Raw genomic sequence first — 25,467 nt, 5'->3', positions numbered from 1 at the left:
ATATTTTTACCCCAATGTTTAAAAAATGAACCGAAAACTTGAAAATAGCGAGCTAGACCGATTGGATGTGGACAGTTTTAAGGAAGCTGAAAAATCATCCATCCTCATTATTTTGGACAATGTTCGCAGTTTGAACAATATTGGATCTGTATTTCGGACTGCTGATGCTTTTCTGATTCAAAAAATATATCTCTGCGGCATCACGGCCACTCCTCCGCATAAGGATATCCGTAAAACGGCTTTGGGCGCCACTGAAAGTGTGGAGTGGGAATACCGAAAAGACACTTTGAAATTGGTTGAGGAATTAAAAGCCGATAGCGTGCAAATAGTCTCGGTGGAACAGGCTGAAAATGCCGTTATGCTGAATGATTATCAAGTGGATTCAAAGAAAACCGTGGCATTGATATTTGGAAATGAGGTGAAGGGAGTGTCACAGGAAGTGGTTTCGGCCAGCGATACTGTTCTGGAGATTCCACAGTTCGGAACCAAGCATTCGTTGAACATTTCGGTAAGTGCAGGGGTAGTGGTATGGGACATTTGGTGCAAACAAAACGCTCAAAAATAAAAATGGCCCTGAAAAACAGGGCCGTATATAAAGTCTGAGTTAGTTAGTTTCTCTTTTAGAGGATGCTAATAAAATAAAACCATTCGTTATATCCAAACATTTTCCAAAAATTCTCTTAAATGTTTGATGAAAGCATATTGTCTTCGAGCCTTTGCAAAATGAATTCATAATCGGCCGGATTATTCACAAAATCGAGGTTTTCCATATCCAGGATCACACTGTTCTGACTGGGATGGCCCTTGATGAAGTCCATATATCCCCGGTTGATTCTCTCGAGGTAGGCCGGATCGATGTTCTGCTCATAATCGCGCCCTCTTTTTTTAATGTTTGCCAGCAATCGTTCCGTATTTTGATAGAGATAAAGGTAAATATCCGGCTTTTTTACCTCCTTGTACATAAAATTGAAAACCTTTCGGTATAGATTGAATTCTTCGTTTTGAAGGGTCACTTTGGCAAAAATGAGCGATTTGAAAATATCGTAGTCGCTCACCATAAAATTTTTAAAGAGATCAAATTGCGAGGTATCGTCCATAAATTGTTGGTACCTGTCCGCCAAAAACGACATTTCCAATGGAAATGCGTACCTCGACTGATCCTCATAAAACTTGGGAAGAAAAGGGTTGTCCGCAAAACGTTCCAATACCAGTTTGGCATTAAAATCCTCGGAGATCATTTTGGACAAGGTGGTTTTTCCAGCACCAATATTTCCTTCAATGGCGATAAACTGTAACTGCGAAAACAGTCCGGCCCTATCCTTGAAAAGCTGGTATTTGACCTTGGTGAGGCTCGTTTTGTCCCTGCATTCCTGTAACAGGTTTCTCGTGTCCTTATAAAGTACGGGGTGGTAAAATTGGGGAGCAATGTCGGCCAAAGGCTTCAAAACAAAGTTCCTGTGCTGCATCTGTGGGTGGGGAACCACCAAATCTTCATTTTGGATGACTTCGTTTCCGTAGTAGATGATATCAATATCCAACGTTCGCGAACTATAACCGCCACCAATGGAACGCACTCTCCCAAAATCCTGCTCAATCTGTAAGAGATTCTCCAACAATTCCTTTGGATGCAATGGAGTCAGCAGGGAAATTGCTATGTTCAGGAAATCATCGCCCTCAAATCCAATGGCCGGGTTCTCGTATACCGAAGATATGCCCAATATGGAACCCACCCTCTGCTGGATACGGAAAATGGCTTTTTGGAGGTTGGCATGGCGATTTCCCACGTTGCTTCCCAAAGAAAGATATACCTTTTGTTTTATGACCATAATCGAAAAAACAAAGTAAACAAAACAATACTACAATGGTTATATTTGATGCGTATTAAATTTTATTGAATGAAGTTTTTAAGAAACCTATTGGCCTCAATTTTGGGGAGCTTGGTGGCATTTATGATCATTGTTGGAATGTTCTTCATATTTATGGCCCTGGTAGGAAGTGTGGATGACGGCGTTGTAGTGAAAAAGAACTCGGTTCTGGAGTTCAGTTTGGTCTCGCCCATCTTGGATTATACGGGAAAGGACGATACCGACCCCTTTGCTGGATTTTGGGGCGAAGAATTAGGTTTGGATGAAATCCTACATGCCATTAAGGTGGCCGAGGAAGATGAAAATATAGCCGGAATCAGTTTGACCACAGGATTTTTACAGGCGGGAATCGCACAGACCCGGGAAATCAGAAAAGCCTTATTGGATTTTAAATCCAGCGGTAAATTTGTTTTGGCCCATTACGATGTGTATTCACAACGCGATTATTATCTGGCCAGTGCCGCTGATGAAATGTACATGAACCCGGTCGGGCTTTTGGATTTTAAAGGATTGGCCACGGAGGTACTTTTTTATAAGGAGCTACAGGAAAAAACAGGGGTGAAAATGGAGGTTATTCGCCATGGGAAGTATAAAAGTGCCGTGGAACCTTTTCTGTCGGACACCATGAGCGATGAAAACCGTACACAGATCAAGGAACTGATCACTTCCATTTGGAGTGTAATCGTGGACGATATTTCGGAAACCAGAAACATAGCTCCCGAAAACTTGAACATCATAGCCGATACCCTTGGGGGAAAAACCCCGGAACATGCCGTTTCTTCAGGTCTGCTGGATGGTATCTTATATTATGATGAGTATGAGAATCTGCTCAAAGAAAGGGTAGGGGCGGAAGTGGATGACGAGTTAAACTATGTTGGACTTATGGACTATATACAAAAGGCGAACAAGCAGAAGATACGCACAGGGTCCGACCAAGTTGCGGTAATCTATGCTCAAGGCGAGATTTTATTTGGCGAAGGTGGCAAGGATTATATTGGACAGGGAATCATAGTCAATGCCTTGCAAAAAGCAGTGGACAATAAGAGTGTAAAAGCCATTGTTCTGCGTGTAGATTCCCCCGGGGGCAGTGCTTTGGTATCCGATATCATCTGGAGGGAGATACAATTGGCCAAAAAAGAAAAGCCCCTAGTGGTTTCCTTTGGAAATGTAGCCGCATCCGGTGGATATTACATAGGTGTGGCCGGCGATAAAATTTTTGCGGACCCCACCACCATTACCGGCTCGATCGGGGTCTTTGGGACCATTCCCAACGTTCACGAATTTGCAGACAACATTGGTGTAAATGCCGAACAGGTGGGAACCAACAAAAACTCCGTGGATTATTCCTTTTTTGAACCTATGACGGACAGTTTTCGCAATGCCATGCAAGAAAGTATCAAGGAAACCTATCAAACTTTTCTCGATCGAGTGTCCAAGGGTCGCAATATGACCGTGGAACAGGTAAATGAAATTGCACAAGGCCGGGTTTGGAGCGGAGTGGATGCCAAGGCCCTTGGGTTGGTGGACGAGCTCGGTGATCTGGACGATGCCATTGCGGCAGCCGCCGAAATGGCCGACTTGGACTCCTACGGAATCCGGAAGTATCCCAAATACAAATCCGGTTTTGAAAAGTTCATGGAAAATTATGGTTCCGTAAAAACCAAAATAGGGGAATCCTTCATTAAGGAAGAAATAGGCTCGGAAGCCTATGACATCCTCAAGGAATTCAAACAATTTACCAAACAGGAAGGGGTTCAGGCCAAGATGCCGTTCCGTTTAAATATCAAATAAAAATCGGCCAAAACGATTCTGCAAAGAAGCATTGATGTAATATATGACGCTAAAGGATAAGAGACTTGCTTTTAAAATTTATCTGTATTTAGGGGCTTTGTTCATTACCTCTTTGGTGGTGTCCAACCTCATATTTCAAAAGTTCTTTTCTTGGAGTCCGTTCGGGGATGTTACCGTTTTTGGGGCACCTTTATTTGAGCTTTCGGTGGGCATTTTGCCCTATCCCATCACTTTTTTGATTACCGATCTGATCTCTGAGATATTCGGGCAAAAAAAGGCAAATCAAGTAGTGACCGCAGGTATTTTTGCTTCGTTTTTTTCCATGGGCATTATTTTATTGGCCAATTATTCCCCTGCCATACCCACGTCCCCAGTGGACGATGTAACATTTACCGCAGTTTTTGGATTGTCGCCGCTAGGCGTTTTGGCTTCCATGCTTGCCTATTTGGCCGCACAATATGTTGATATTACCATTTATCATTTTTGGAAAGGTGTGACCAAAGGAAAAATGCTCTGGTTGCGAAATAATTTTTCCACCTTCTCCTCACAGTTTTTGGACACCTTTACCGTGGTAGGGTTGTTGTGCATTTTTGGCGTTCTGCCATGGGACAAGTTCTATGGTCTGTTGATCAGTGGATTTATTTTTAAGGTGATGATTGCGCTGCTCGACACCCCTTTGCTCTATTTTTTCGTATATATCCTACGAAAAAGATTTAACTTAAAAATAGGAGAGGAAATTTCATTGGATTGATGCTTCTCCTTTAATTTGCTGTAAAACAAACATGTATGAAGAAAAAAGCCCTAAAAATTACCGGAATAACCCTACTTGTCCTACTAGCCATTATAATTGCGGTCCCATTGTTTCTTCAAGGGAAGATTGAAGAGATGATCAAAACAAAAGTCAATAACAGTATTAATGCCACTTTCGATTTTGAAGATGCAGACCTGAGCCTTTTGAAGAGCTTTCCATATGCGAACGTGGAGCTTACAAATCTATCTTTGGTAAATAAAGCCCCGTTTGAAGGGGATACCCTATTTGCTTCTTCAGAAATCGAACTTTCCATGTCAATAAAGGAATTGTTCAAATCTGCCGATGAGCCGATTGTGATCAAAACATTGAACATTGATAAAGCCAAGTTGCACATCAAAGCAGATGCAGAGGGCAATGCCAATTACGATATTGCCAAGGAGTCCAACGAACCCGCCTCCACATCATCGGAAGAATCGAGCAGCAACTTTACGCTGAATATGGATTCGTACGCCATTACCAATTCAAATATTACCTACGAGGATTTGGCGAGCGGCATGAAATTGGACATTTCCGAGATGAACCACTCTGGTACCGGGGACCTTTCCTTGGAAAAATCCGAGTTAAAGACTTTGACGGATGCCCTGGTATCCTTTGAAATGGATAGCACGCAATACTTGAACAGGAACAAGATCAATTTGGATGCCTTAATCGGAATCGACCTTACGGAAAACAAATACACCTTTTTGGAGAACAAGGCGCTCGTGAACCAATTGCCCTTGGTGTTCGATGGTTTTGTGAAGGTGAACGAGGACAATCAAGAAGTGGATATTACCTTTAAAACCCCATCTTCGGATTTTAAGAACTTTTTGGCGGTGATTCCCGAGGCCTATGCGGCCAATATCGAAAATGTACAGACCACTGGAAACTTTGAGGTGAACGGTGAGTTCAAGGGGATAGTGGACGACGAGCATATTCCAACCTTCAAAATTGCCATCAACTCGGAAAACGCTTCCTTCAAATATCCAGATTTGCCCAAATCGGTGCGCAATGTGTATATCGACACCGAAATCAACAACGAAACCGGTATCACGGAAGACACTTATGTGAACATCAACAGGCTATCTTTTCTTATTGATGAGGATAAATTTAACCTGAACGCTAAAATCCGGGAGCTTATGGGCAATACCAAAGTAAATGCCCATATGGACGGGAGAATAAATTTGGCCAACATTTCCCAGGCTTATCCCATGCCGGAAAATTACAATCTCAAAGGTATCCTGAATGCTGACGTGACCACGGCCTTTGACATGGCTTCTTTGGAGAAAAAACAATATCAGAACACCAAGACCAACGGAAAGGCATCGGTGTCAGGTTTTGAATATGCTTCGGAAGAACTCAAAAATCCCGTTGTGATCAATACCGCAGCGGTGACCTTTAATCCAAATACCGTGACCTTGGATGCGTTCCAAGGAAAAACGGGCAGTACCGATTTTGATGCAAAGGGAACCTTGACCAATTTGTTGGGATTCATGTTCAACGATGAAGATATTGAAGGCAATTTCACCCTCAGTTCCAACCAACTTGCCTTGAACGATTTTATGGTCGAGGAAACCGAAGAATCTGAAAATGAGGGGTCAGATCAAGAAACTGGCTCTACCACTTCGGGTGAGGAGCGCATCAAAATACCTTCGTTCTTGGATTGTACCATTGACGCTTCGGCCAATACGGTGGTCTATGATAACCTCAATCTTAAAAACGTTAAGGGAACATTGGTAATCAAGGATGAGACCGCTACGGTAAAGAACCTTACATCCAATTTGTTCGGAGGAACATTGGGCTTGAACGGTTCGGTATCCACCAAGCAAGAAGCTTCCACTTTCGATATAAATCTTGGAATGAACAATTTCAATATTGGCGAATCGTTTGCGGGGCTGGAACTTTTCAAGGTATTGACACCACTTGCAACCGCTATTCAAGGAAAGCTCAATTCCGATATTAAAATATCGGGCAACCTAAAAGACGATTTTACACCGAACTTGGCCACGATTTCGGGTAACCTTTTGGCGGAACTTCTAAATCCAACGGTAGATACAGAAAAAGCTCCCTTGGTTTCCGCATTGGATAGCAAACTCAGTTTTTTGAACACCAAGGAAATCAATTTGGATGGATTAAAGACGGCGCTGACCTTTGATAATGGTACGGTAAAAGTGAAGCCTTTTACCTTAAATTATAAGGATATAGCCATCAATGTGGATGGAAGCCACTCTTTTGATAAGCAACTGAATTATTCGGCCACCCTGAATGTTCCTGCCAAATATTTGGGCACGGAAGTCACTAAGCTGATCTCACAATTGAACGATGATAGCGTAGGGGAGGTAACCATTCCGGTAACAGCGAACATTGGCGGAAACTTTACGAATCCATCCGTGAATACCGACCTTACTTCGGGAGTGAAGACATTGACCTCGAAATTGGTGGAGATGCAAAAGCAAAAGCTGGTGAACCAAGGCAAGGACAAGGTCAAGGATTTGTTGTCCGATGCATTTAAAAAAGATGGGTCCGACACCACAACTACCAAATCTGATGGAGTGAAGGAAGCCATTGGAAATATATTGGGCGCTAAAAAGGATACAGCCACAACCGATAGTGTACCCAAAAAAGAGGATGAGGTGAAAGAAGCGGCCAAATCCATTTTGGGCGGACTGCTCAAGAAAAAGAAAAAAGATACTGTGAATTAAAAAAAGGGCGGTTTTACCGCCTTTTTTTTATGGTTCAATTTCTGCTTCCAGCAGTTTTAAGATGTTGTCCAAACCTTCCATTAAAACAGTATAATGCTCCGTTGTGGACTGGCTCGTAATGATAAAGAGTAAAATATTGTTCTCAAAATCCACGGATTTTAAGGACGATAAATTGCTGATGGGCTTCTGTTGTTTTTGGATGCCCAATTGTGCGGACATTCCTGTATTTTCCAATATGGTCCTAATGCTGTGGCCCTCGGTTCTGAACCAATCCACAATATTGGTCCTTTGTTCGCCAAGAAATTTTTCTTGGTTGGCAATGTCATCAATGGTGGCGACCCAATTGGTAAGCCGTATGCGCAACGTATCGTTTGTAATGTCCTTGAGGCTGCCCGAGTTGATCATTTCGAACAAGAGCGAATTGTTGGGATTGAAGAAAATATCGGAAGCAAAGGCATCGATGAACAATTTGGACAACTGCTTTTCCGGTGGATTTTCTTCCTGGTCCATTAAGTGTACAATGTCCTTGGCAGCTTCATAGCTTGCCCGGTTCACCCTCATCAGTTCCTGTAATTTTAGTTTACTTGTCTGGAATTCATCCTTCAGCCCCATCAGATAAATCTGCTCTTTCTCCTTTTTTATGCTGAGTTCGTTGGCATTGTCAATGGCGAGGGCAATCAGAATACCGATTACGACCAATACAATCTCACCAACGGCATAGAGAAGGTAATTGCTGATTTTTTTCTCTTCTATGAACTGCTTTCGGATATTTCTAAAAAACTTTAGCATATCAGGAGCTTTTTCTTTTTTTCGTCCATTTGTAGATGGCTTCTATCAAAAAACAAAAGGCAATGATGGATACTGCCGTAATGACTCCGATTTTGTTGCTGGAATATTGTTGTTGGAGTAGCACGACCACAGCAATCGCACATAAAATACAACCGATGATGGGTATTGCCTTTTTGCCCTTGGTATCGGCGGATAACTTAAAGCCCACATAATTTACAATTGCAAAAATGAGCAAAAAACCCACGCTACCTGCTGTTGATATGCTCTCCAGTTCCAAGGTGTTGGTCAGGGTCAATGTTAAAATTGCGGTTATGAGGAGACCGATGGGCTGGTTCCATAATTGATAGGTGAACTGATGCGGGAGCTCATCATCCTCGGCAATTTCATAACTTACTCTACTACCCCCATAAAGTGAGGCATTGATGGCCGAAAAAGTTGAAATAAGGGCCGCGATGGTGATTATGGTGAAACCGGTTTGGCCCAGCATAGGCTTGGCAGCCTCGGCCAGAACATAGTCCTCCGCAGTTTTGATTTTATCAAAAGGAAGAGATCCTACGGTAACCACAGCAATGACGATATATAGCAAGACCACAAAAATGATGGATATGTAATAAGCCCTGGCAATGTTTTTCTCTGGATTTTTAATATCGGGAGCTGAGTTGGCTATGAGCTCAAAACCTTCATAGGCTACGAAAATTACCATTCCACCGGATAAAATCCGCAACGGGGCCTCCCATTTCTCCGGGGACAATTGCTCCAGATTGGGATTGCCCACCAAACCGTAAATTCCAATCCCTATAAATCCCAATAGGATCATGAGTTTTATAATCACGGCATAGGATTCAATCTTCCCAACGACCTTTATACTGTAATAGTTGATGATGGAAGCCAATATAATGATGCCGCTCGCATAAATATGGAAATCCATTTCGCCGCCAGTAAAGGCATACAGGTTTGGGGCGTAGGAACCAAAGGCCGAAGCGTACAGGGAGAGCATAATGATGTAACTTACCCAGAGCAGGTTATTTATTCCACCACTGAATATGGTTTCACCAAAACCCTGATTGATAAATTTTACGGTACCGCCCCTATCCGCAAATTTATTTGAAAGTTTTACATAGCTGTACGAGGTGATGAGTGCCAACATACCGGCAAAAAGGAAGGCCAAGGGAGTTCCTCCCCTTGAAAGTGAAACGGCCAGTCCCAAAACGGCAAAAATACCTCCTCCTACCATGCCGCCAACACCGATGGAGATGGCGTCCCTAAGTCCTATTTTATCGCTCATTTTGAATTTGGTTCAGGAAAAGGACGATTGTCCTTACTTTTGGTTTTATTTGAAATCAATGCCTACAAAGTAACCTTCACTTCCCCGCACATTGAAAACGGTGTTGTCCTCAAAAATAAGATATTGTCCTTTTATGCCTTTCAAAACCCCTTTATAGCTTGGTGTTTTCTCTAAATTAAGGCTATTCACCTTGTTCGGATATTGCAGGACGGGGAATTCCAAGTGGGTCTCTTCCTTATCATTCAAAAAATATTCGATGGCCTCTTCGGGAATGCTTGCTTTTAGTTTGTTGCGCCATTCCACCAAGTCTACGTCCTCAATATCGTTTTGGAGCATTTTCCTCCAACTGGTTTTATCGCTGACAAAATCTTTTAAAGCCACTTCCGTAATACCTGCCAAATAGCGATTGGGCACCTCCACAATCTCTATGGCCTTATGTGCGCCTTGATCTATCCAACGGGTAGGGACCTGCGATTTTCTGGTAACACCAACTTTAATACTGCTGGAGTTGGCCAAATACACAATGTGTGGCTGCAACTGCATTTTTTTCTCATACTCAAGGTCTCGGTCCTCTTTGTCCAAATGTGCCGTGCTCAGCTCGGGTTTCATGATCCAATCTCCGGCACGGGGTGTTTCATAAAAACATGATTTACAAAACCCCTGTCTATAAATGGGTTTGTCTTCCCCGCAGTTCAAACATTGGTATTTGATGAAATCTATCTGAAGTTCCCTGTTCAATGCTTGGTTCATGTTGATAAAATCGTTCTCAAAAACCAAAAAATATTGAATGGGGCTTCCAAATTCCGTTTGCATTTTTTTCAGGACTCCTTCGTATAACATATTAAAATGAATGTGTTTGTCTTATTTGAAAATGAGTGTTAGAAAAGCTATTTTAGCAGTTGTACTAACCTTAACTTTATTGGTTAAATATACCTAAAATGCCAATACCTTTATTTAATTCCATTGCTTCTTGGTTGTTGAGAAAGCGCTACCACCAAATAGAGCTTTTTTTAAAGTATCCCTTGGATGTTCAGGATGAGGTATTGCGACAACTTTTGGATTTTTCACAGGATACCATGATCGGCAAGCAATATGGGTTCCAAGACCTTCCCAAGTATGAGGAGTTCAGGAACAGGGTGCCGATTGTTGCCTATGAGGATATTGCCCCGATGATAGAGCGCACACGAAGGGGAGAACAGAACCTGTTTTGGCCAACATCCATAAAATGGTTTGCCAAGAGCAGCGGAACAACCAACGCTAAGAGCAAGTTTATCCCTGTAAGTACCGAGGCTTTGGAGGATTGCCACTATAAATCCAGCAAGGATTTGCTTTGTCTTTATTTGAACAATAACGAAAACTCTCAATTGTTTACGGGAAAAAGTCTGAGGTTGGGTGGCAGCAAGGAACTTTATGAGGACAACGGGACCTTTTTTGGGGATTTATCCGCCATCTTGATTGATAACATGCCACTTTGGGCCGAATATAGCAGTACTCCTAGCAATAAGGTTTCGTTGATGACAGAATGGGAATCTAAACTGGAAGCTATTATAGAGGAAAGTATACGCGAGAATGTGACCAGTTTGGCAGGTGTTCCGTCTTGGATGTTGGTATTGCTCAATCAGGTATTGGAGAAAACAGGGAAAGCGCATTTATTCGAGCTTTGGGAAAACTTGGAAGTCTATTTTCATGGGGGAGTGAGTTTTACACCCTATAAAAATCAATATAAAAAATTATTGCCCCGGAAAAAGTTCAACTTTTATGAAACCTACAATGCTTCGGAAGGGTTCTTTGGTATTCAGGATCAAAATAATTCTGATGAGCTGTTGCTAATGTTGGACTATGGTATTTTCTATGAATTTATCCCCATTAGTGTCGATGGAGAAGGGGAGCAGGCCATTCCGCTGTGGGATGTGCAGTTGGGAGTCAACTATGCCATGATCATCACGACCAATGCCGGATTGTGGCGCTATAAAATCGGGGATACCATCCGATTTACATCGAAAAGCCCCTATCGTATAAAGATAACTGGCCGAACCAAGCATCATATCAATGTTTTTGGTGAGGAACTGATCATAGAAAATGCAGAGGAGGCATTAAAACAGGTTTGCCTAAAGACCGAAGCAGAAATTATGGACTATACGGCCGCACCTATTTTTATGACGGATAAGGAAAAAGGGGCCCATGAATGGATCATTGAGTTTAGAAGGCCACCTGCAGATATTGCCTATTTTACCGAAATGTTGGACAATGCACTGAAATCCTTGAACTCCGACTACGAAGCCAAACGCTATAACAACATTACCCTAAAGATGCCCAAGGTGCACGTAGCCAAGGAAAACTTATTCCATAATTGGCTTAAATCCCAGAACAAATTGGGAGGGCAGCATAAGATTCCGAGGCTTTCCAATGACCGTAACTGCATCGAAGAGTTACTGAATATGAATGTCCAATAACTTTTCTTGTATATAAGATTGAACTTTATGATAGAGTTACGAAAACGTTTTCGTAGATTTGGCCCATTCGTCGTGGAAAGGTTTCTTTTGAACAAATAAAAGAGGATTTGCGACGTTTATTGATGAAATTCCTCCCATCAAATCTTTTATCAAACACAAAACCATTAAATCATGGCAGAAAAACTTGTTGTAATCTCAGATAAATGGGGTGCAAAAAAAGGGCTTTGGATAGCTTCATACTTTGGCTACCTACAACAATACTACGATATTGTTTTCCACGATTGTCAGCAATTGGGCAATGTAGATGTTTCCATTTTTTCTGAAGAAAACATTGATAAAGCTTTTTTTGAAGACAATGGAATTGAAAGAGCTGTTTCCAACTTGATTAGAAAAGAAAACGAACCGGCTCATTATTTGGCCTTTGGCGTAGGGGCAACAGTGGTCTATAAAGCATCATTGAAAGGCTTGCCGGCAAAATCAATTACTGCGATTTCCGCAATTGGTATTGAATCGGAGGAACAAATGCCACTTACTACTAACGTACAGCTAATTTTCGGTGAGTGCGATAAAAAGAAACCTAGTCTTAAGTGGGCCAAAAGGGCCGCCGCTAACCTTAGGATTGTACCCAATTTTGGACACACACTCTATTCTGACGAGAAAATCATCTCTGAAGTAAGTTTGGAACTATTGGAAAATGTCACAAAAAAAGCAGTCTAAGAGACTGCTTTTAATTTTTTTACGGTTTCGTAAGAGAGTTTTTTCTCTGCATAACCCTTGGTGACCTTGAATTCCGTTTCATCGCTGCTTGGTAGTGTAAACATAGCGTCGGTGAAGACGGCCTCGCAAAGGGAGCGCAATCCTCTCGCCCCGAGTTTGTATTCTACGGCCTTCTCAACAATATAGTCCAATGCTTGCTCTGTGATGGTGAATTCTATATCATCCATGGCAAAGAGCTTTTCATACTGTTTGATGATTGCGTTCTTGGGCTCTGTAAGTATAGCTCTTAGCGTTTTTGCATCCAAAGGATTCATGTGGGTAAGAACGGGCAGTCTTCCTATAATTTCAGGAATAAGTCCGAACTCCTTCAAATCTTTTGGTATGATATACTGTAGAATGTTTTCTTGGTCTAAATTTTCTTCAGCCTTGGAAGCACTATAACCTACCGCTTGCATGTTCAAACGTTTGGTGATGATGCGTTCGATGCCATCAAAAGCACCACCTGCTACAAATAGTATGTTTTCGGTATTTACTTCGATGAATTTTTGGTCCGGGTGTTTGCGTCCTCCTTTTGGTGGAACGTTTACGGTAGTACCTTCCAAGAGCTTTAACAACCCTTGCTGAACACCTTCACCGGATACATCTCGGGTAATGGAAGGGTTATCGCTTTTTCGGGCAATTTTATCGATTTCATCAATAAACACAATCCCTCGCTCCGCCTTTTCCAAATTGTAATCGGCGGCCTGGAGCAAACGGGTCAAAATACTTTCCACATCCTCGCCCACGTAACCGGCCTCTGTCAACACAGTGGCGTCAACAATGGCCAATGGCACGTTCAACATTTTTGCAATGGTCTTGGCGATAAGGGTTTTTCCAGTACCGGTCTGCCCTACCATTACAATATTACTTTTTTGGATTTCAATTTCCTCGTCCTTGCCCTTGGCCTGCAACAATCTTTTGTAGTGATTGTATACTGCCACGGACATTACTTTTTTGGTTCTTTCCTGTCCAATCACAAAAGTGTCCAAGAACTCGTGTATCTCCATTGGTTTTTTTAAAACCAGTTCGGAGGACAAATCTTGGTTTTTGGTCTGTTTGGACTCCTCAGCTACAATGCTGTGGGCCTGTTCTATGCATCTGTCGCAAATATGCGCATCCAAACCGGCGATCAATAAATTGGTTTCCGGCTTTTTTCTACCACAAAAAGAACATTCCAAATTTTCCTTTGCCATATAAATTCAATCTTCAACCGACAATAACGTAAAAAAAATGGATTTGTTCTACGTTAAGTGGTTGTTTTTTAGTCAATTGGTTTGAATTATGATTTTTCTCTGACCAATATTTCATCGATCATACCATACTCTTTGGCCTCTGGAGCCTTCATCCAGTAGTCACGGTCGCTGTCTTCGTATACTTTGTCGAAGGTTTGACCGGAATGCTTGGAAATAATCTCATACAGCTCATTCTTGATTTTGAGCACTTCTTGCGCTGCAATTTCAATATCGCTGGCCTGACCTTGGGCTCCCGAAAGGGGTTGATGGATCATTACCCTTGAATGTGGAAGTCCGCTTCTTTTGCCCTTTTCGCCAGCGCAAAGGAGCACGGCGGCCATTGAAGCTGCTATTCCTGTACAAATAGTGGCCACGTCTGGTTTTATGAATTGCATGGTGTCGTAAATTCCAAAACCTGCATAAACGCTTCCGCCTGGGGAGTTGATGTAAATTTGGATGTCTTTTGAAGCATCTGCACTCTCCAAGAACAGCAACTGCGCTTGTATAATGTTTGCTACTTGGTCATTTATGCCTGTTCCCATAAAAATGATCCGGTCCATCATCAACCTGGAGAAAACATCCATGGCAACAGCGTTCAATTGCCTTTCCTCAATAATGTTCGGGGTCATGTTCATAGGGTACATGGTACTCATGAGCTTATCATAGTACATACTGTTTATACCATGATGTTGGGTAGCGTATTTTTTAAATTCTTTTCCGTAATCCATAGGATTTTAGTCGATTTATCTTAAAAAAAAGGTGCCGAAAAATTAGCTTTCCGGCACCGTAAAGATACTTAATTTTCTTTTAGCGAAGCCTTAGCTATATGCTTCCTTGATGAAGTCGTCATAAGAAACTTCCTTCACCTTAAGGTTGGCCTTTTCTTTGTAAAGGTCCAAAAGTTTTTGGCTCATCAATTGTTCGGACAATCTTTTTACTTCGTCCTGATTGCTCATTACCCTTGCTGCAACACTTTCCAATTCTTCTTCTTTTGGGTCCATGTGGCCATACTGTGCCATTTGAGACTTGATGAATCCTTTGGCGAATTCCTTCAACTCATCAAACTGGACCTGAAGTTCATTCTCTTGGATAATCTTACCCTCGATCAATTGATAACGAAGACCTTGCTCGGATTTTTCAAATTCTTCTTTGGCTTCATCCTCGGTCAAAGGATTTTCTCCACTGATTTGAATCCATTTTTTCAAGAATTCTGCAGGAAGTTCAAATTTGGTCTCCTCGATCAATTTTTCCGTGATGTCGTTCAACAGTTTTTGATCGGACTGCTGCTCGAACTGCTTTTCTGAATCTTCTTTGATTTTATCCTTTAGTTCTTTTTCCGAAGTCACTTTACCTTCCCCGAACAATTTGTCGAAAAGTTCTTGGTCCAATGCTGCAGGCTCTCTTTCGTTGATTTCCTCAATGGTAAAGGTTACATCGATTTTTAAGTCCTCAGCTTTGTCACGGGCAATGCCCAAGGCGCTGGACAACAAGTAGTCTTCCTTAAAAAGTCCTTTTGTGTTCAAGGTAACGGAGTCGCCCACTTTTTTACCAACAAGTGTATCAATAGCTTTTTTGCTTTTGATCTTGTCCATTTCAAGAGTGGTCTTGTGGTCGATTTCTTCCTCTTCATTGGCAAAGAAACCAGTGATTTCATCTTTTTTGCCTACCTCGGTCTTGGAAATCAATTTTCCGTATTGCTTTTGAATACGTTCCACTTGTTCCTCTATCATCTTTTTATCGGCAACGATTTTATATTGGGTCACCGCTTTTTTGGTCTTCAAGTTTACATCGAAGCTCGGTGCCAATCCTAATTCAAATTCAAAATCAAGATTGTCCTTGTCCCAATCAAAGTTGTCCTGTTGTTTGGGAAGTGGATTTCCCAAAACATCCAATTTTTCTTCGGTAAGGTATTTGTTTAGATTGTCCTGAAGTAATTTGTTCACTTCATCCACCAAAACAGCCTTGCCATACTGCTTTTTGATAAGTCCCATGGGAACCTGTCCTTTTCTGAAACCAGGAATGTTGGCCTGCTTTCTATAATCTTTAAGGATTTTCTCTACTTTATCCTGATAGTCTTCTTTGCTTATGGCAACCTTTACTACTGCATTAAGATCGTCAATCTGCTCTTTGGTTATATTCATTTCCTACCTAATTTGCTTTCTAAAAATGGGATGCAAAAGTAACTCTTTTTTGATTTGCTGCCAAGTTTTTAAACTGTTGACTTTCAAACATTAGAATTTCTACTGGTCTTCTTTTAAAACGGAGTGTAAAATTGCCTGTAAAAAGGAGAGTAAAAGACTAAAAATGATGGCCCACCAAAAGCTTTCGACTTGGAAGCCATCTATCAGGTTTGCGGTCAATAGAATAATTATTGCATTGATTACCAATAAGAAAAGCCCCAAGGTCAAAATGGTAATGGGCAGGGTAAGGATGACCAGGATCGGTTTTACCAAAAAGTTGAGCAAACTCAATACTACGGCCACGATAATAGCAGTAAACATGGATGAAACACCTACACCCGGCAGAACGTAGCTCAATATTACTACGGCCAAGGCATTGAGTAAAAGTCTTAAAATAAGTTTCATGGGTTTGAATGATTAGTTGTTACAAAATAAAAAGGCACCGAATTTCGGTGCCTTTAAGATAAATAAAATAATGTTTGTCTAGTCAATATATAGTCCAGTATAATCTAGAGGATTTACACCGGGCAAATTCGAATTGTATTTTGTGTTGATGGCGTCGATAAAGGCGTTGGCCACAATGGCATAACCTCTAGGTGCTGGATGGACCCCATCTAAAGAAAATCCTCCTCCTGTGGCAAAAGTTGCGTCCACAACGCTTCCATCAGCTTGTTGGAATCCATTGGCGTTAAGTTCGGCCAACAATGCATTGGCATCTACAAATGCCAGATCATAGGCCGTGGCCAAACCTGCTATTGTTTGGTTGTAAGCCGTTAATGCAGTTTCCACAATGGTCTGCTCTTCTGGGGTAAGGACCCATTTGTCCGCCAAAGGAACCGCAACACCGTTTATGGATGTTGGGATGTCCGGGTCCGCAAGTGTTCCGATATGATTTCTTGCCGTAAGTACCAATAAATCATCTGCTGTGGCTTGTCTCATGTTGATCAATGCAGGGTTGAAGCCTGTCAAATCGGTCAAATCTTCATCGATGATTACCACTGCGTTTCCTTCACCTGCGGCAAAAGAGATGGTTCGTTTTTCTAGTTCTTCTTCGGTGATAATACTAAGTTGTTGCAACTGCGCTAAACCGGCGTTGTATGCACCGTATGCTTCAGCGCTGTTCAGATAAGCAGCTGTGGCCGCATCCAATGGAATTGGGTTGTGTGGTACAGTTGTAAAATATGGGATGTCCGTTACATTCGGTAGGTTGGCAATGGCGCCATCTGCTCCGTTGGCCGTCATCGCCTGTAGTATTGCATCCAATGATCCTGCAAAAACATTGGGATCGGTAACGTCATTTCTGTTGTAGGTGCTAGGGTCTACGTTCCCGGCTCGGTCAACACCTGTACCTCCTCCCGTGGCATAGAGCAGAATATCGTTTGCTCCGACCCAAACGGTGAAAAAGGTTGCTCCTTGAGCGGCGGCATCTCCGACTACAGTTGCGGACTCTGAAGATGAGAAACGCGCAAAATAAGGATTGGCAGTTCCCATGGCCACGCCAGTTACACTACCATATCCAGGTGCTAACAATTCGTAACTTTTAGCGCCGGGCACGCCCATGTTGTTATAGGTTCCTGTTAATTTATTTGAAATCTCGGTAGATCCTTGACCTTCAATTGGAACCGGACTTGGACTTGCGCCTAAAAAGGAGAGGATTAGTCTATTGTCGAATCCTGGAATATCGTTTCCTCCTAAGGTCATTCCTCCTAAGTTGTCCGCCATAAAAGGGATTTCGAAACTTCCGCCTCCCACAAGTGCAAAATTTGATGCAAGCATGTTGGGAAAGGACGCTGTTTGTCCATCAATAAATAGGGCGTTATCGGAGAAACCTGCTGTCAATGAGTTTCCTACGGCAACATAATTGGAAAAATCCGCAGATCCTGATGTATATTCCACTGGGTCTGGGCCAGTCGTTTCGGGTGGGGTTGTATCATCTTCGCATGCTATCAAGAATAAGCCTAGAAATGGGAGAAAGGCATAAAACTTTTTCATATCAAAAAATCTGTTACAGTTAGTTTATGTTAATTGTTGTGGTAAGAACCAGAATTAACCAAATCTATATCAAATTTGTCATACAGACAATTAAATAGGTGAAAAAGTTATGCATGCATAATAAAAAGGGCTGAATTTTAAGAATTCAGAAACGCAAGACTCTTGTTGTAGAACTGTTTCGGGTTCTCGGCATGCAACCAATGCCCGGCTTTATCAATGGTTTCTATTTCGGCTTGGGGAAAATGTCTTTTGATTTCTGCGAAGTCGTTTGGCTGGATGTATTCCGAGCGGTCGCCGCGCAAGAATAGGGTGGGCCCGTCGTAAACGGCATTGGAGGGTATGTTCTCTCCGATTTCGTCCATTCGTTCTTTGAGAACATCAAAATTAAAACGGAACCCCAATTTGTCTTTTTCTTCCCAATACAGGTTTTTGAGCAAGAATTGGCGGATTCCCCTTTCCTTGATATGTTTTGACAGTTCTTCGTCTGCTTCACGTCTATCCGAAATCTTGTCGAAATCCAAGTGGGATAGACCGTTGAAGATAAAATGGTGGTGGGCCGGGTAAAACTTGGGTGCAATGTCAGCAATTATCAATTTGGTTACCCTGTCCGGGTGTGATGTGGCCAACTGCATCGCTGTTTTGCCTCCCATGGAGTGCCCCATCACATAGGCTGAATCTATACTGTGGTGATCCATGTAGTCGATGACGTCATCACTCAATATATCATAATTGAACTCTTCGGAATGAAAACTTTTGCCATGGTTACGTTGGTCTATCAGATGTACCTCATACCCGTTTTCGGAATATTGGGTGCCCAATGTCTTCCAGTTGTCTGACATGCCCAAAAATCCATGTAGAATGATAAAAGGTTGTCCTTCGCCCAATATTTTTGAATGTAGTATTTCCATTATTTCAATCTATGTAAGTACATGTTCACCACATTTTCAAGTCCAAGATAAAGTGATTCGCAAATCAATGCGTGCCCTATGGATACTTCCAATAAATGTGGGATGTGTTCTTTGAAAAATTTGATGTTGTCCAAGCTGAGGTCGTGCCCTGCATTGAGTCCAAGCCCAACTTCGTGTGCCATTTTGGCCGCTTCAACAAAAGGTGCTATTCCGCCTTCTTTATTGCCTTTGGCGAATTCATGGGCAAAGCTTTCTGTGTAGAGTTCTATGCGGTCCGTACCTGTTTCTGCCGCGCCCTTCACCATTTGCACATCTGGGTCTACAAAGATGGAGGTGCGAATGCCGTTTTCCTTGAAGGTTTTGATCACATCAATCAAAAAATCTTTATGTTTTAGGGTGTCCCAGCCTGCGTTTGAGGTTATGGCGTCCTCCGCATCGGGTACCAAAGTAACCTGTGTGGGTTTTACCTCGAGCACTAGGTCGATAAATTTTGGAACCGGGTTCCCCTCGATATTGAACTCCGTGGTCACCACCTTTTTAAGGTCCCGTGCATCTTGGTAGCGTATGTGCCTTTCATCGGGGCGTGGATGAATGGTGATGCCTTCCGCTCCAAAAGATTCGATGTCCTTGGTGGAAGTTATCAAGTTGGGCACATTGCCGCCTCTAGAATTTCGTAATGTTGCCAGTTTATTTATATTGACACTCAACTTTGTCATGTAGTTCTTTTTAGAATGTCAAAAATAAGAATTCGGCATGCCTTTTGCCATTTTAAATTAGTATTTTGCACCTAATAGATTTGTTATGTACATCCAAGACAAAATAATCAATACGATTCCCATTTTTGAGGTTTCGGAAACTTTGAAGGACGTTATCAAGTTTTTTGAAGAGACTACATATTCCCATGTTGGAGTAACCGAGAACGGTCTGTACTTGGGATTGTTGTCAGAAAATGACCTGGCCTGTTTTGAGCCTGAAAAAAAGGTCGATGATTTTAGGTTTGAGATGGAGGATTTTTTTGTGGGAAAGGAAACGGCTTGGTTGGATGTTTTGGAAATGTTCTCCAGAAACGAGGCCAATGTGCTTCCGGTGCTGGACGAAGACCGTTTGATTATTGGATATTACGATCTTGAAGATGTGGTGGATGTATTTATTGATACTCCCTTCTTTAAGGAACCGGGTGCTATTTTGGTGGTCTCCATCGGTATCAAGGATTATTCTTTTAGTGAGATAGCACAAATTGTTGAAGGTAATAATGCCCGTTTGTTGGGAGCATTTATCACTGATTCACAGAACGATATCGTTGAGATTACCTTAAAGGTGGGAACGCAGAGTTTGAACGAGGTGGCCCAAACCTTTAGACGGTACAACTATACCATTGTCTTCGGAAACAGTGATGACCAATTTATAGAAGATTTGAAACAACGTTCCGACTATCTGGAAAAATATCTTAACGTTTAGTATGAAAGTAGCCATATTCGGTCTGTCTTTTCAAAAGGAGGACCAGCTTTGCGTAGAGGAGCTTTTGGACGAACTTAAGAAGTTGGATGCAGCGGTTTATGTAGAGGAGGACTTTAATAAACTCGTGGCCACCATTACCAAAACACAGGTTAAGGGTACGTTCAACCAATCCAAAGGATTGGATTCTTCATTTGATATGTTCGTGAGCTTTGGTGGCGATGGAACCATGTTGCGCGCCGTTACCTATATAAAGGACTACGGTATTCCCATTGTAGGGGTCAATACAGGACGATTGGGTTTTCTGTCCACCTTTAAAAAAGAAAATGTTCGCAAACTCGTCACCGAGTTCGAAGCTGGACATTATACCGTTGAAGAGCGTAGCTTGGTGGAAGTAGAGCTCAATTCGGAACTAGAGGAGTTCAACGGGCTCAATTTTGCATTGAACGAAATAACCGTTAGTCGAAAGGATACTACTTCCATGATTACCGTGGAAACTTGGTTGGATGACGAATATTTAACCTCGTACTGGTCTGACGGATTGATTGTTTCCACGCCTACGGGGTCAACCGGATACTCCTTGAGCTGTGGTGGTCCAGTAATTGCCCCTTCGGCGAAGTCTTTGGTACTCACGCCCATTGCGCCGCATAACCTCAATGCTCGTCCGCTCGTGATTTCCGATACAACGCAGATTAGATTGAAGGTTTCAGGTAGGGAGCAGACCCATTTGGTTTCTTTGGATTCAAGGATTGCCGATATCTCAAACGGCAAGGAAATCCGTATCAAAAAAGCAGGTTTTACCATCAAAATGATAGAGTACAAATCCGAAAGTTTTCTGAAAACTTTACGCAACAAATTGCTTTGGGGGGAAGATAGACGGAATTGATACCATCAAAAACAATAAAAGGAGCGAAAAACTGTTTTACAAGGGAAAGCAATATTAAACATTTGTCTATAGACCTTCCTTTACTCTTAATTCTTGTAACTTTTTGGATAGTATGCGGATAGTTTTGGCTGTTTTTCTATGCTGTGTGATGAATATGGGCGCACAGACCTATGAGATAGGAGTATTTGCCGGTGGTGCCAATATGATAGGCGATGTGGGGAGGACCAATTACATACTGCCATCAGGCCCTGCTTTTGGTGGAATATTCAAATGGAACAAGGGAAAACGCTACGCTTGGAGGGCCAGTGTGCTTTATGGTGAAGTTACTGCCGATGACAATAAATCCCACATGCAATCCAGACAGCAAAGGGGATATGTGGTGGATAATTCCATTTTGGAGTTCTCCGCAGGGCTCGAAATCAACTTTGTTGAATACAATCTTCATAAGCTCGGACCCGCCTTCACGCCTTACTTGTACACGGGTGTAACCTACTTCAGATATGATTTTAATTACATTGATGCCCTTCAAATGCAGGATATTAACCAAAAAGACGGTAGTTTTGCAATTCCAATGACGGTTGGGGCTAAGTATCGTTTAAATCAATTCTTGATTCTTGGAGCCGAAATTGGGGCCAGATATACTTTTACGGACAATTTGGACGCAAGTAACCCAGAAGGTTCCAATTTTGAGCAATTCCGATTCGGGAATATATTGAGCGACGACTGGTACGTCTTTACAGGTTTTACATTAACGTATACCTTTGGACGTAAACCTTGCCAGGATTGTTTTCAATAAAATGCACACACTAGAGGACGTAGACAAAGAAAAACTACCGCAGCACGTAGCCATTATTATGGATGGTAATGGTAGATGGGCAAAACAACGAGGGAAACTCCGTATGTTCGGGCACGAGAACGGGGTAGAATCCGTCAACCAAACCGTGGAGAGCTGCGCAAAGCTCCAGATTCCTTTTTTAACGCTATACGCTTTTTCCACAGAAAATTGGAACCGACCAAAGACCGAGATAGACACGCTAATGAAGCTTTTGGTAAACGCTCTTAAAAGAGAGTTGAAGACCTTGAACAAGCATAATATTAGGTTGAAGGCCATCGGAAAAATCGATACACTGCCCAAAAAAGTCTATAAGGAACTTACCGAAGTGATGTCAAAAACCGAAAATAATTCGGGTATGACACTTACGCTGGCATTGAGCTATGGCTCGCGGGAGGAGATAAAAACAGCGGTCCAAGAGATTGCGGTCAAAGTTAAAAATAACATAATTTCCCCTGAAAATATTGACGAAACAGTTATAAATACACATCTTTACGCGCACTTTTTGCCTGATGTAGACCTACTTATACGCACAAGCGGCGAATGTAGGATAAGTAATTTTTTACTTTGGCAGATAGCATACGCCGAATTATATTTTATTGATGTATTTTGGCCCGACTTTAGAGAGCACCATTTGGTAGAGGCCATATTAAGTTATCAAAACAGAGAACGACGATTTGGAAAAACGAGCGAACAACTTAACTAAGGGTATCAAAAACATCATCCTTTCAACCCTTATTATCCCACTATTTTTATTTTCAGCCCAAGGTATTGCCCAAGAGACCGATTTTGAAGAAGGCAAGCAATACATTTTGGGAGGGTTGACCGTAACTGGCTTACAGAGCTACAACGAGCAGACTGTGAAGAGCTACACCGGTTTGCGGGTAGGGCAGCCCATTAAGGTGCCCGGCGATGAAATAAGTGCAGTGATCAAAAAGTTGTGGAACTTGGATTTGTTCAGCAATGTGGAAATGTTCTACACCAACATTGAAGACGATAAAATATTTTTGGAACTGAGCATTACCGAAAGGCCTACCTTGAACAACGTGACCGTATATGGTGTAAAAAAACGTAAGGTTGAGGATATTATCGATGATACCGACCTTAAGAAAGGAAAGAAAATCACCGAGAGTTTGATTGCCAATACCAAGAACTATCTTCAGAACAAGTACAAAAAACAAGGATTCTTGAATGCCAAGGTAAGTATCGCCACAACGGCCGATACCACAGGTACCAATGTACAGAACATGGTCATCAATGTAAATAAAGGTGATAAGGTAAAAATTAAGGACATCAACTTTGTTGGCAACGAAAAACTATCGGACAAAAGGCTCCGCAAATCCCTGAAGAAAACCAAAAAGAAAAAGTTTTATCGTTTTTGGAAAAAATCCAAATACATTGAGGCGGAATATCAAGAAGACCTCGACAACTTAATCGACACCTATGCGGAAAGGGGGTATAGGGATGCCCGCGTGCTATCGGATACCTTTGTGAAACTGGACGAGAAGAACATTGAGCTTACGATTCAGGTAGAAGAAGGCGACAAGTACTATTTCGGTGAAATCGATTTTGTCGGTAACTCCGTTTATACGGATAGAATGTTGAGTCAGGTGCTCGGAATCAAAAAAGGAGATACCTATAATGGTGTAATGTTGAAAAAGCGTATCGCTGACGATTCCGATCCAGATGCGGCCGATCTAACGAACCTATATCAAAATAATGGGTATCTGTTCTCTAGTATCAACCCAGTTGAGGTTTCTGCTGTTAATGATACCATCGATTTTGAAATACGAATCATAGAAGGAAAAGAAACCTTCTTGGATCACGTAACGGTTTCTGGTAACGACAAGACCAATGACCATGTAATTTACAGGGAAATCAGAACAAGGCCAGGTCAAAAATATAGCAAGTCCAATATTGTTAGAACAATCAGGGAATTAGGTCAGCTAGGATTTTTTGATGCGGAACAAATTGTACCGGATATCCAAAACCCAGACCCTAATGCGGGAACGGTGGATGTGAACTATAGCTTGGTGGAATCCGGTTCCAGCCAAATTGAGCTCCAAGGTGGTTTTGGTGGTGGAGGTTTCATTGGTACGTTGGGACTTTCCTTCAGCAACTTCTCTTTAAAGAACATTTTCAACAAGGAAGCATACAAACCCGTACCAATGGGGGACGGACAAACCTTTGCCCTGCGTTTGCAGGCCAGTAGGACCTTCCGTGTCTATAGCTTGAACTTCTCCGAGCCATGGTTGGGTGGTAAAAAACCGGTAAGGTTTAACATGTCGCTGTCCAGAACACAACAGTTTGCTACCGGATATGATCAAAATGGTAGATTGGATGTACAGAAAGATCGTGGGTTCTCCATTACGGGAGTGTCTGCCGGTTTGGCGAAAAGAGTTCAATGGCCGGATGATTTCTTTACGATTTCCCATTCCGTGGGTTATCAATATTATAAGTTTGATGATTATGATTTGGGACTATTTAACTTTGGTAACGGTAGCTCCAATTCATTGACATACACTTTTGGTATTTCCAGAAGTTCCCAAGGTCCCAGTAGAATTTTCCCGATGACCGGTTCCAATTTTGAGTTAACGGCAAAATTCACACCGCCTTATTCGCTCTTTGGCAACAAAGATTTTAAATCGCTAAAGGAGCGTAGGGAAGAGTTGACTGAGATTTCTCGAGAAAGATCTTTGACCACCATGGAGGCCAATGAAATACGGGATATAGAGAAGGAACGTTTTAGATGGTTGGAGTTCTATAAGGTGAAGTTTAAAGGGGATTGGTACACCAATATTGTGGATAAACTGGTATTGCGTACCAATGCCGAGTTCGGTTTCTTGGGGTCTTATAATAATGATATAGGGGATGTACCTTTTGAACGTTTCTATGTTGGGGGCGATGGTCTTGGAAACTTTAGTTTGGACGGTCGTGATGTAGTGCAGCTCAGAGGTTACGAGAACAGTTCGTTGGCCTTTTCGGTATATAACCCGATTAGGGAGAGGGCGCAGCAAGAAGGCGGGGTCATCTACAATAAGTACTCCATGGAGCTGCGATATCCGTTGACCTTAAAACCATCGGCGTCCATTTATGTACAAACGTTTTTGGAAGCAGGTAACGCGTTCAATAACTTTCAGGACCTCAACCCATTTGAGCTAAAAAGGTCGGCAGGTGCAGGTTTAAGGATCTTTATGCCGGCGTTCGGTCTTTTGGGGATTGATTTTGGATATGGTTTTGATGCAGATAACGTTAGACCAAATGCTGGGCCTAGTGGTTGGCAGACACACTTTATCATTGGACAACAATTTTAATGACTTTAATCCGTTTCAGTTAAAAAGATCTGCCGGAGTGGGGCTACATATTTTTGGGCCGGTATCTATACTCTCTGGAATCAATTCTGATGAAAAGCTAAATGTAATGGCAAAATCAGGGTTCAATATGGGGCAAGTAATCGGTAAACGGACTTCATCATCGGGCAGCAGTTTTAATTTATGGAAAACGCCTCTTTATTATTTTTTTCAAATAGTTCATTTTGAATAAATTAGTAATTT

At 42.1% G+C, this 25,467-nt stretch carries 22 protein-coding genes; 11 read left to right on the top strand and 11 right to left on the bottom strand.

All coding sequences use genetic code 11. From position 1 onward, the window contains the following. Nucleotides 1-25 precede the first annotated feature (25 nt). A complete protein-coding gene (locus tag J0656_RS11335; RefSeq protein ID WP_207033825.1) occupies nt 26-565 on the top strand; it encodes an RNA methyltransferase in 540 nt (179 codons plus the stop codon). 115 nt (nt 566-680) lie between these two features. Here the strand turns inward: J0656_RS11335 and folK are convergent, their stop codons facing one another. Then, nucleotides 681-1,826 (bottom strand): 2-amino-4-hydroxy-6-hydroxymethyldihydropteridine diphosphokinase, encoded by a 1,146-nt coding sequence (gene folK / locus J0656_RS11330; protein WP_207033823.1) that lies wholly within the window; start codon nt 1,824-1,826, stop codon nt 681-683. A gap of 69 nt (nt 1,827-1,895) precedes the next feature. On the opposite strand from folK, the gene sppA reads away from it, so the two are divergent. The 3 genes from sppA to J0656_RS11315 are packed head-to-tail and all read left to right on the top strand — an operon-like array spanning nt 1,896 to nt 7,145. After that, nucleotides 1,896-3,656: a signal peptide peptidase SppA gene (sppA, locus tag J0656_RS11325; protein WP_207033820.1), complete on the top strand. Its 1,761-nt coding sequence runs from the start codon at nt 1,896-1,898 to the stop codon at nt 3,654-3,656. Nucleotides 3,657-3,699: 43 nt separating this feature from the next. Next, the gene (locus tag J0656_RS11320) at nt 3,700-4,407 is read left to right on the top strand and encodes a queuosine precursor transporter (RefSeq protein WP_207033818.1); all 708 of its coding nucleotides are present in this window, start codon (nt 3,700-3,702) and stop codon (nt 4,405-4,407) included. 35 nt (nt 4,408-4,442) lie between these two features. Beyond that, entirely contained in the window at nt 4,443-7,145 is a 2,703-nt protein-coding gene (locus tag J0656_RS11315) for an AsmA-like C-terminal region-containing protein (RefSeq protein ID WP_207033816.1), read from the top strand. A 27-nt stretch (nt 7,146-7,172) separates the two neighbouring features. On the opposite strand, the gene J0656_RS11310 is transcribed toward J0656_RS11315, so the two are convergent. From J0656_RS11310 to J0656_RS11300, 3 genes are read right to left on the bottom strand one after another with little or no spacing between them, the layout of a single operon-like run. Next, entirely contained in the window at nt 7,173-7,934 is a 762-nt protein-coding gene (locus J0656_RS11310) for a DUF6090 family protein (protein ID WP_207033815.1), read from the bottom strand. Nucleotide 7,935: 1 nt separating this feature from the next. Continuing rightward, nucleotides 7,936-9,219 (bottom strand): APC family permease, encoded by a 1,284-nt coding sequence (locus J0656_RS11305; protein ID WP_207033813.1) that lies wholly within the window; start codon nt 9,217-9,219, stop codon nt 7,936-7,938. A 45-nt stretch (nt 9,220-9,264) separates the two neighbouring features. Then, complete coding sequence (locus tag J0656_RS11300; protein ID WP_207033811.1) at nt 9,265-10,059, bottom strand: DUF2797 domain-containing protein; 795 nt, start codon at nt 10,057-10,059, stop codon at nt 9,265-9,267. A 98-nt stretch (nt 10,060-10,157) separates the two neighbouring features. On the opposite strand from J0656_RS11300, the gene J0656_RS11295 reads away from it, so the two are divergent. Then, the gene (locus J0656_RS11295) at nt 10,158-11,672 is read left to right on the top strand and encodes a GH3 auxin-responsive promoter family protein (protein ID WP_207033809.1); all 1,515 of its coding nucleotides are present in this window, start codon (nt 10,158-10,160) and stop codon (nt 11,670-11,672) included. Between the two features lie 171 nt (nt 11,673-11,843). Next, a complete protein-coding gene (locus J0656_RS11290) occupies nt 11,844-12,389 on the top strand; it encodes a hypothetical protein (RefSeq protein WP_225603457.1) in 546 nt (181 codons plus the stop codon). On the opposite strand, the gene clpX is transcribed toward J0656_RS11290, so the two are convergent. The 7 genes from clpX to J0656_RS11255 form a co-directional block, all read right to left on the bottom strand. Beyond that, nucleotides 12,386-13,621, bottom strand: a complete 1,236-nt coding sequence (clpX, locus tag J0656_RS11285; RefSeq protein ID WP_207033807.1) for an ATP-dependent Clp protease ATP-binding subunit ClpX — start codon at nt 13,619-13,621, stop codon at nt 12,386-12,388. The two genes, J0656_RS11290 and clpX, sit on opposite strands and share 4 nt — an antisense overlap. Nucleotides 13,622-13,707: 86 nt before the next feature. Beyond that, the gene (gene clpP, locus J0656_RS11280; protein ID WP_207033806.1) at nt 13,708-14,388 is read right to left on the bottom strand and encodes an ATP-dependent Clp endopeptidase proteolytic subunit ClpP; all 681 of its coding nucleotides are present in this window, start codon (nt 14,386-14,388) and stop codon (nt 13,708-13,710) included. Nucleotides 14,389-14,478: 90 nt separating this feature from the next. Then, nucleotides 14,479-15,801 (bottom strand): trigger factor, encoded by a 1,323-nt coding sequence (tig, locus tag J0656_RS11275; protein WP_207033804.1) that lies wholly within the window; start codon nt 15,799-15,801, stop codon nt 14,479-14,481. Nucleotides 15,802-15,900: 99 nt separating this feature from the next. Next, nucleotides 15,901-16,245, bottom strand: coding sequence for a phage holin family protein (locus tag J0656_RS11270; protein WP_166246891.1), 345 nt, complete (start codon nt 16,243-16,245; stop codon nt 15,901-15,903). A 78-nt stretch (nt 16,246-16,323) separates the two neighbouring features. Then, nucleotides 16,324-17,832: an SGNH/GDSL hydrolase family protein gene (locus J0656_RS11265; RefSeq protein ID WP_207033802.1), complete on the bottom strand. Its 1,509-nt coding sequence runs from the start codon at nt 17,830-17,832 to the stop codon at nt 16,324-16,326. Nucleotides 17,833-17,969: 137 nt separating this feature from the next. Continuing rightward, nucleotides 17,970-18,740: an alpha/beta fold hydrolase gene (locus J0656_RS11260; RefSeq protein WP_207033800.1), complete on the bottom strand. Its 771-nt coding sequence runs from the start codon at nt 18,738-18,740 to the stop codon at nt 17,970-17,972. After that, the gene (locus J0656_RS11255) at nt 18,740-19,456 is read right to left on the bottom strand and encodes a pyridoxine 5'-phosphate synthase (RefSeq protein ID WP_207033798.1); all 717 of its coding nucleotides are present in this window, start codon (nt 19,454-19,456) and stop codon (nt 18,740-18,742) included. Before J0656_RS11255 ends, J0656_RS11260 begins: the two co-directional genes overlap by 1 nt. A gap of 85 nt (nt 19,457-19,541) precedes the next feature. Between J0656_RS11255 and J0656_RS11250 the strand changes: the two genes are divergently transcribed. From J0656_RS11250 to J0656_RS11230, 5 genes are all read left to right on the top strand, one after another. Further along, complete coding sequence (locus tag J0656_RS11250; RefSeq protein WP_207033796.1) at nt 19,542-20,198, top strand: CBS domain-containing protein; 657 nt, start codon at nt 19,542-19,544, stop codon at nt 20,196-20,198. A 1-nt stretch (nt 20,199) separates the two neighbouring features. After that, a complete protein-coding gene (locus J0656_RS11245; protein WP_207033794.1) occupies nt 20,200-21,081 on the top strand; it encodes an NAD kinase in 882 nt (293 codons plus the stop codon). 112 nt (nt 21,082-21,193) lie between these two features. Continuing rightward, nucleotides 21,194-21,877 carry a type IX secretion system protein PorG gene (gene porG, locus J0656_RS11240; protein ID WP_207033792.1) on the top strand — a complete coding sequence of 228 codons (684 nt, stop codon included), beginning with the start codon at nt 21,194-21,196 and terminating at the stop codon, nt 21,875-21,877. A 1-nt stretch (nt 21,878) separates the two neighbouring features. Further along, nucleotides 21,879-22,619, top strand: coding sequence for an undecaprenyl pyrophosphate synthase (locus J0656_RS11235; protein ID WP_207033790.1), 741 nt, complete (start codon nt 21,879-21,881; stop codon nt 22,617-22,619). Then, complete coding sequence (locus tag J0656_RS11230) at nt 22,591-25,227, top strand: BamA/OMP85 family outer membrane protein (protein ID WP_207033788.1); 2,637 nt, start codon at nt 22,591-22,593, stop codon at nt 25,225-25,227. The genes J0656_RS11235 and J0656_RS11230 overlap by 29 nt, the downstream gene beginning before the upstream one ends. Nucleotides 25,228-25,467 lie beyond the last annotated feature (240 nt).

This window comes from Flagellimonas aurea, assembly GCF_017313785.1.
In the GTDB taxonomy this organism is placed as follows: Bacteria; Bacteroidota; Bacteroidia; order Flavobacteriales; family Flavobacteriaceae; genus Flagellimonas; species Flagellimonas aurea.
Note: the sequence above shows the minus strand (reverse complement) of the source record. Positions and strands in the feature narration are given on the sequence as shown.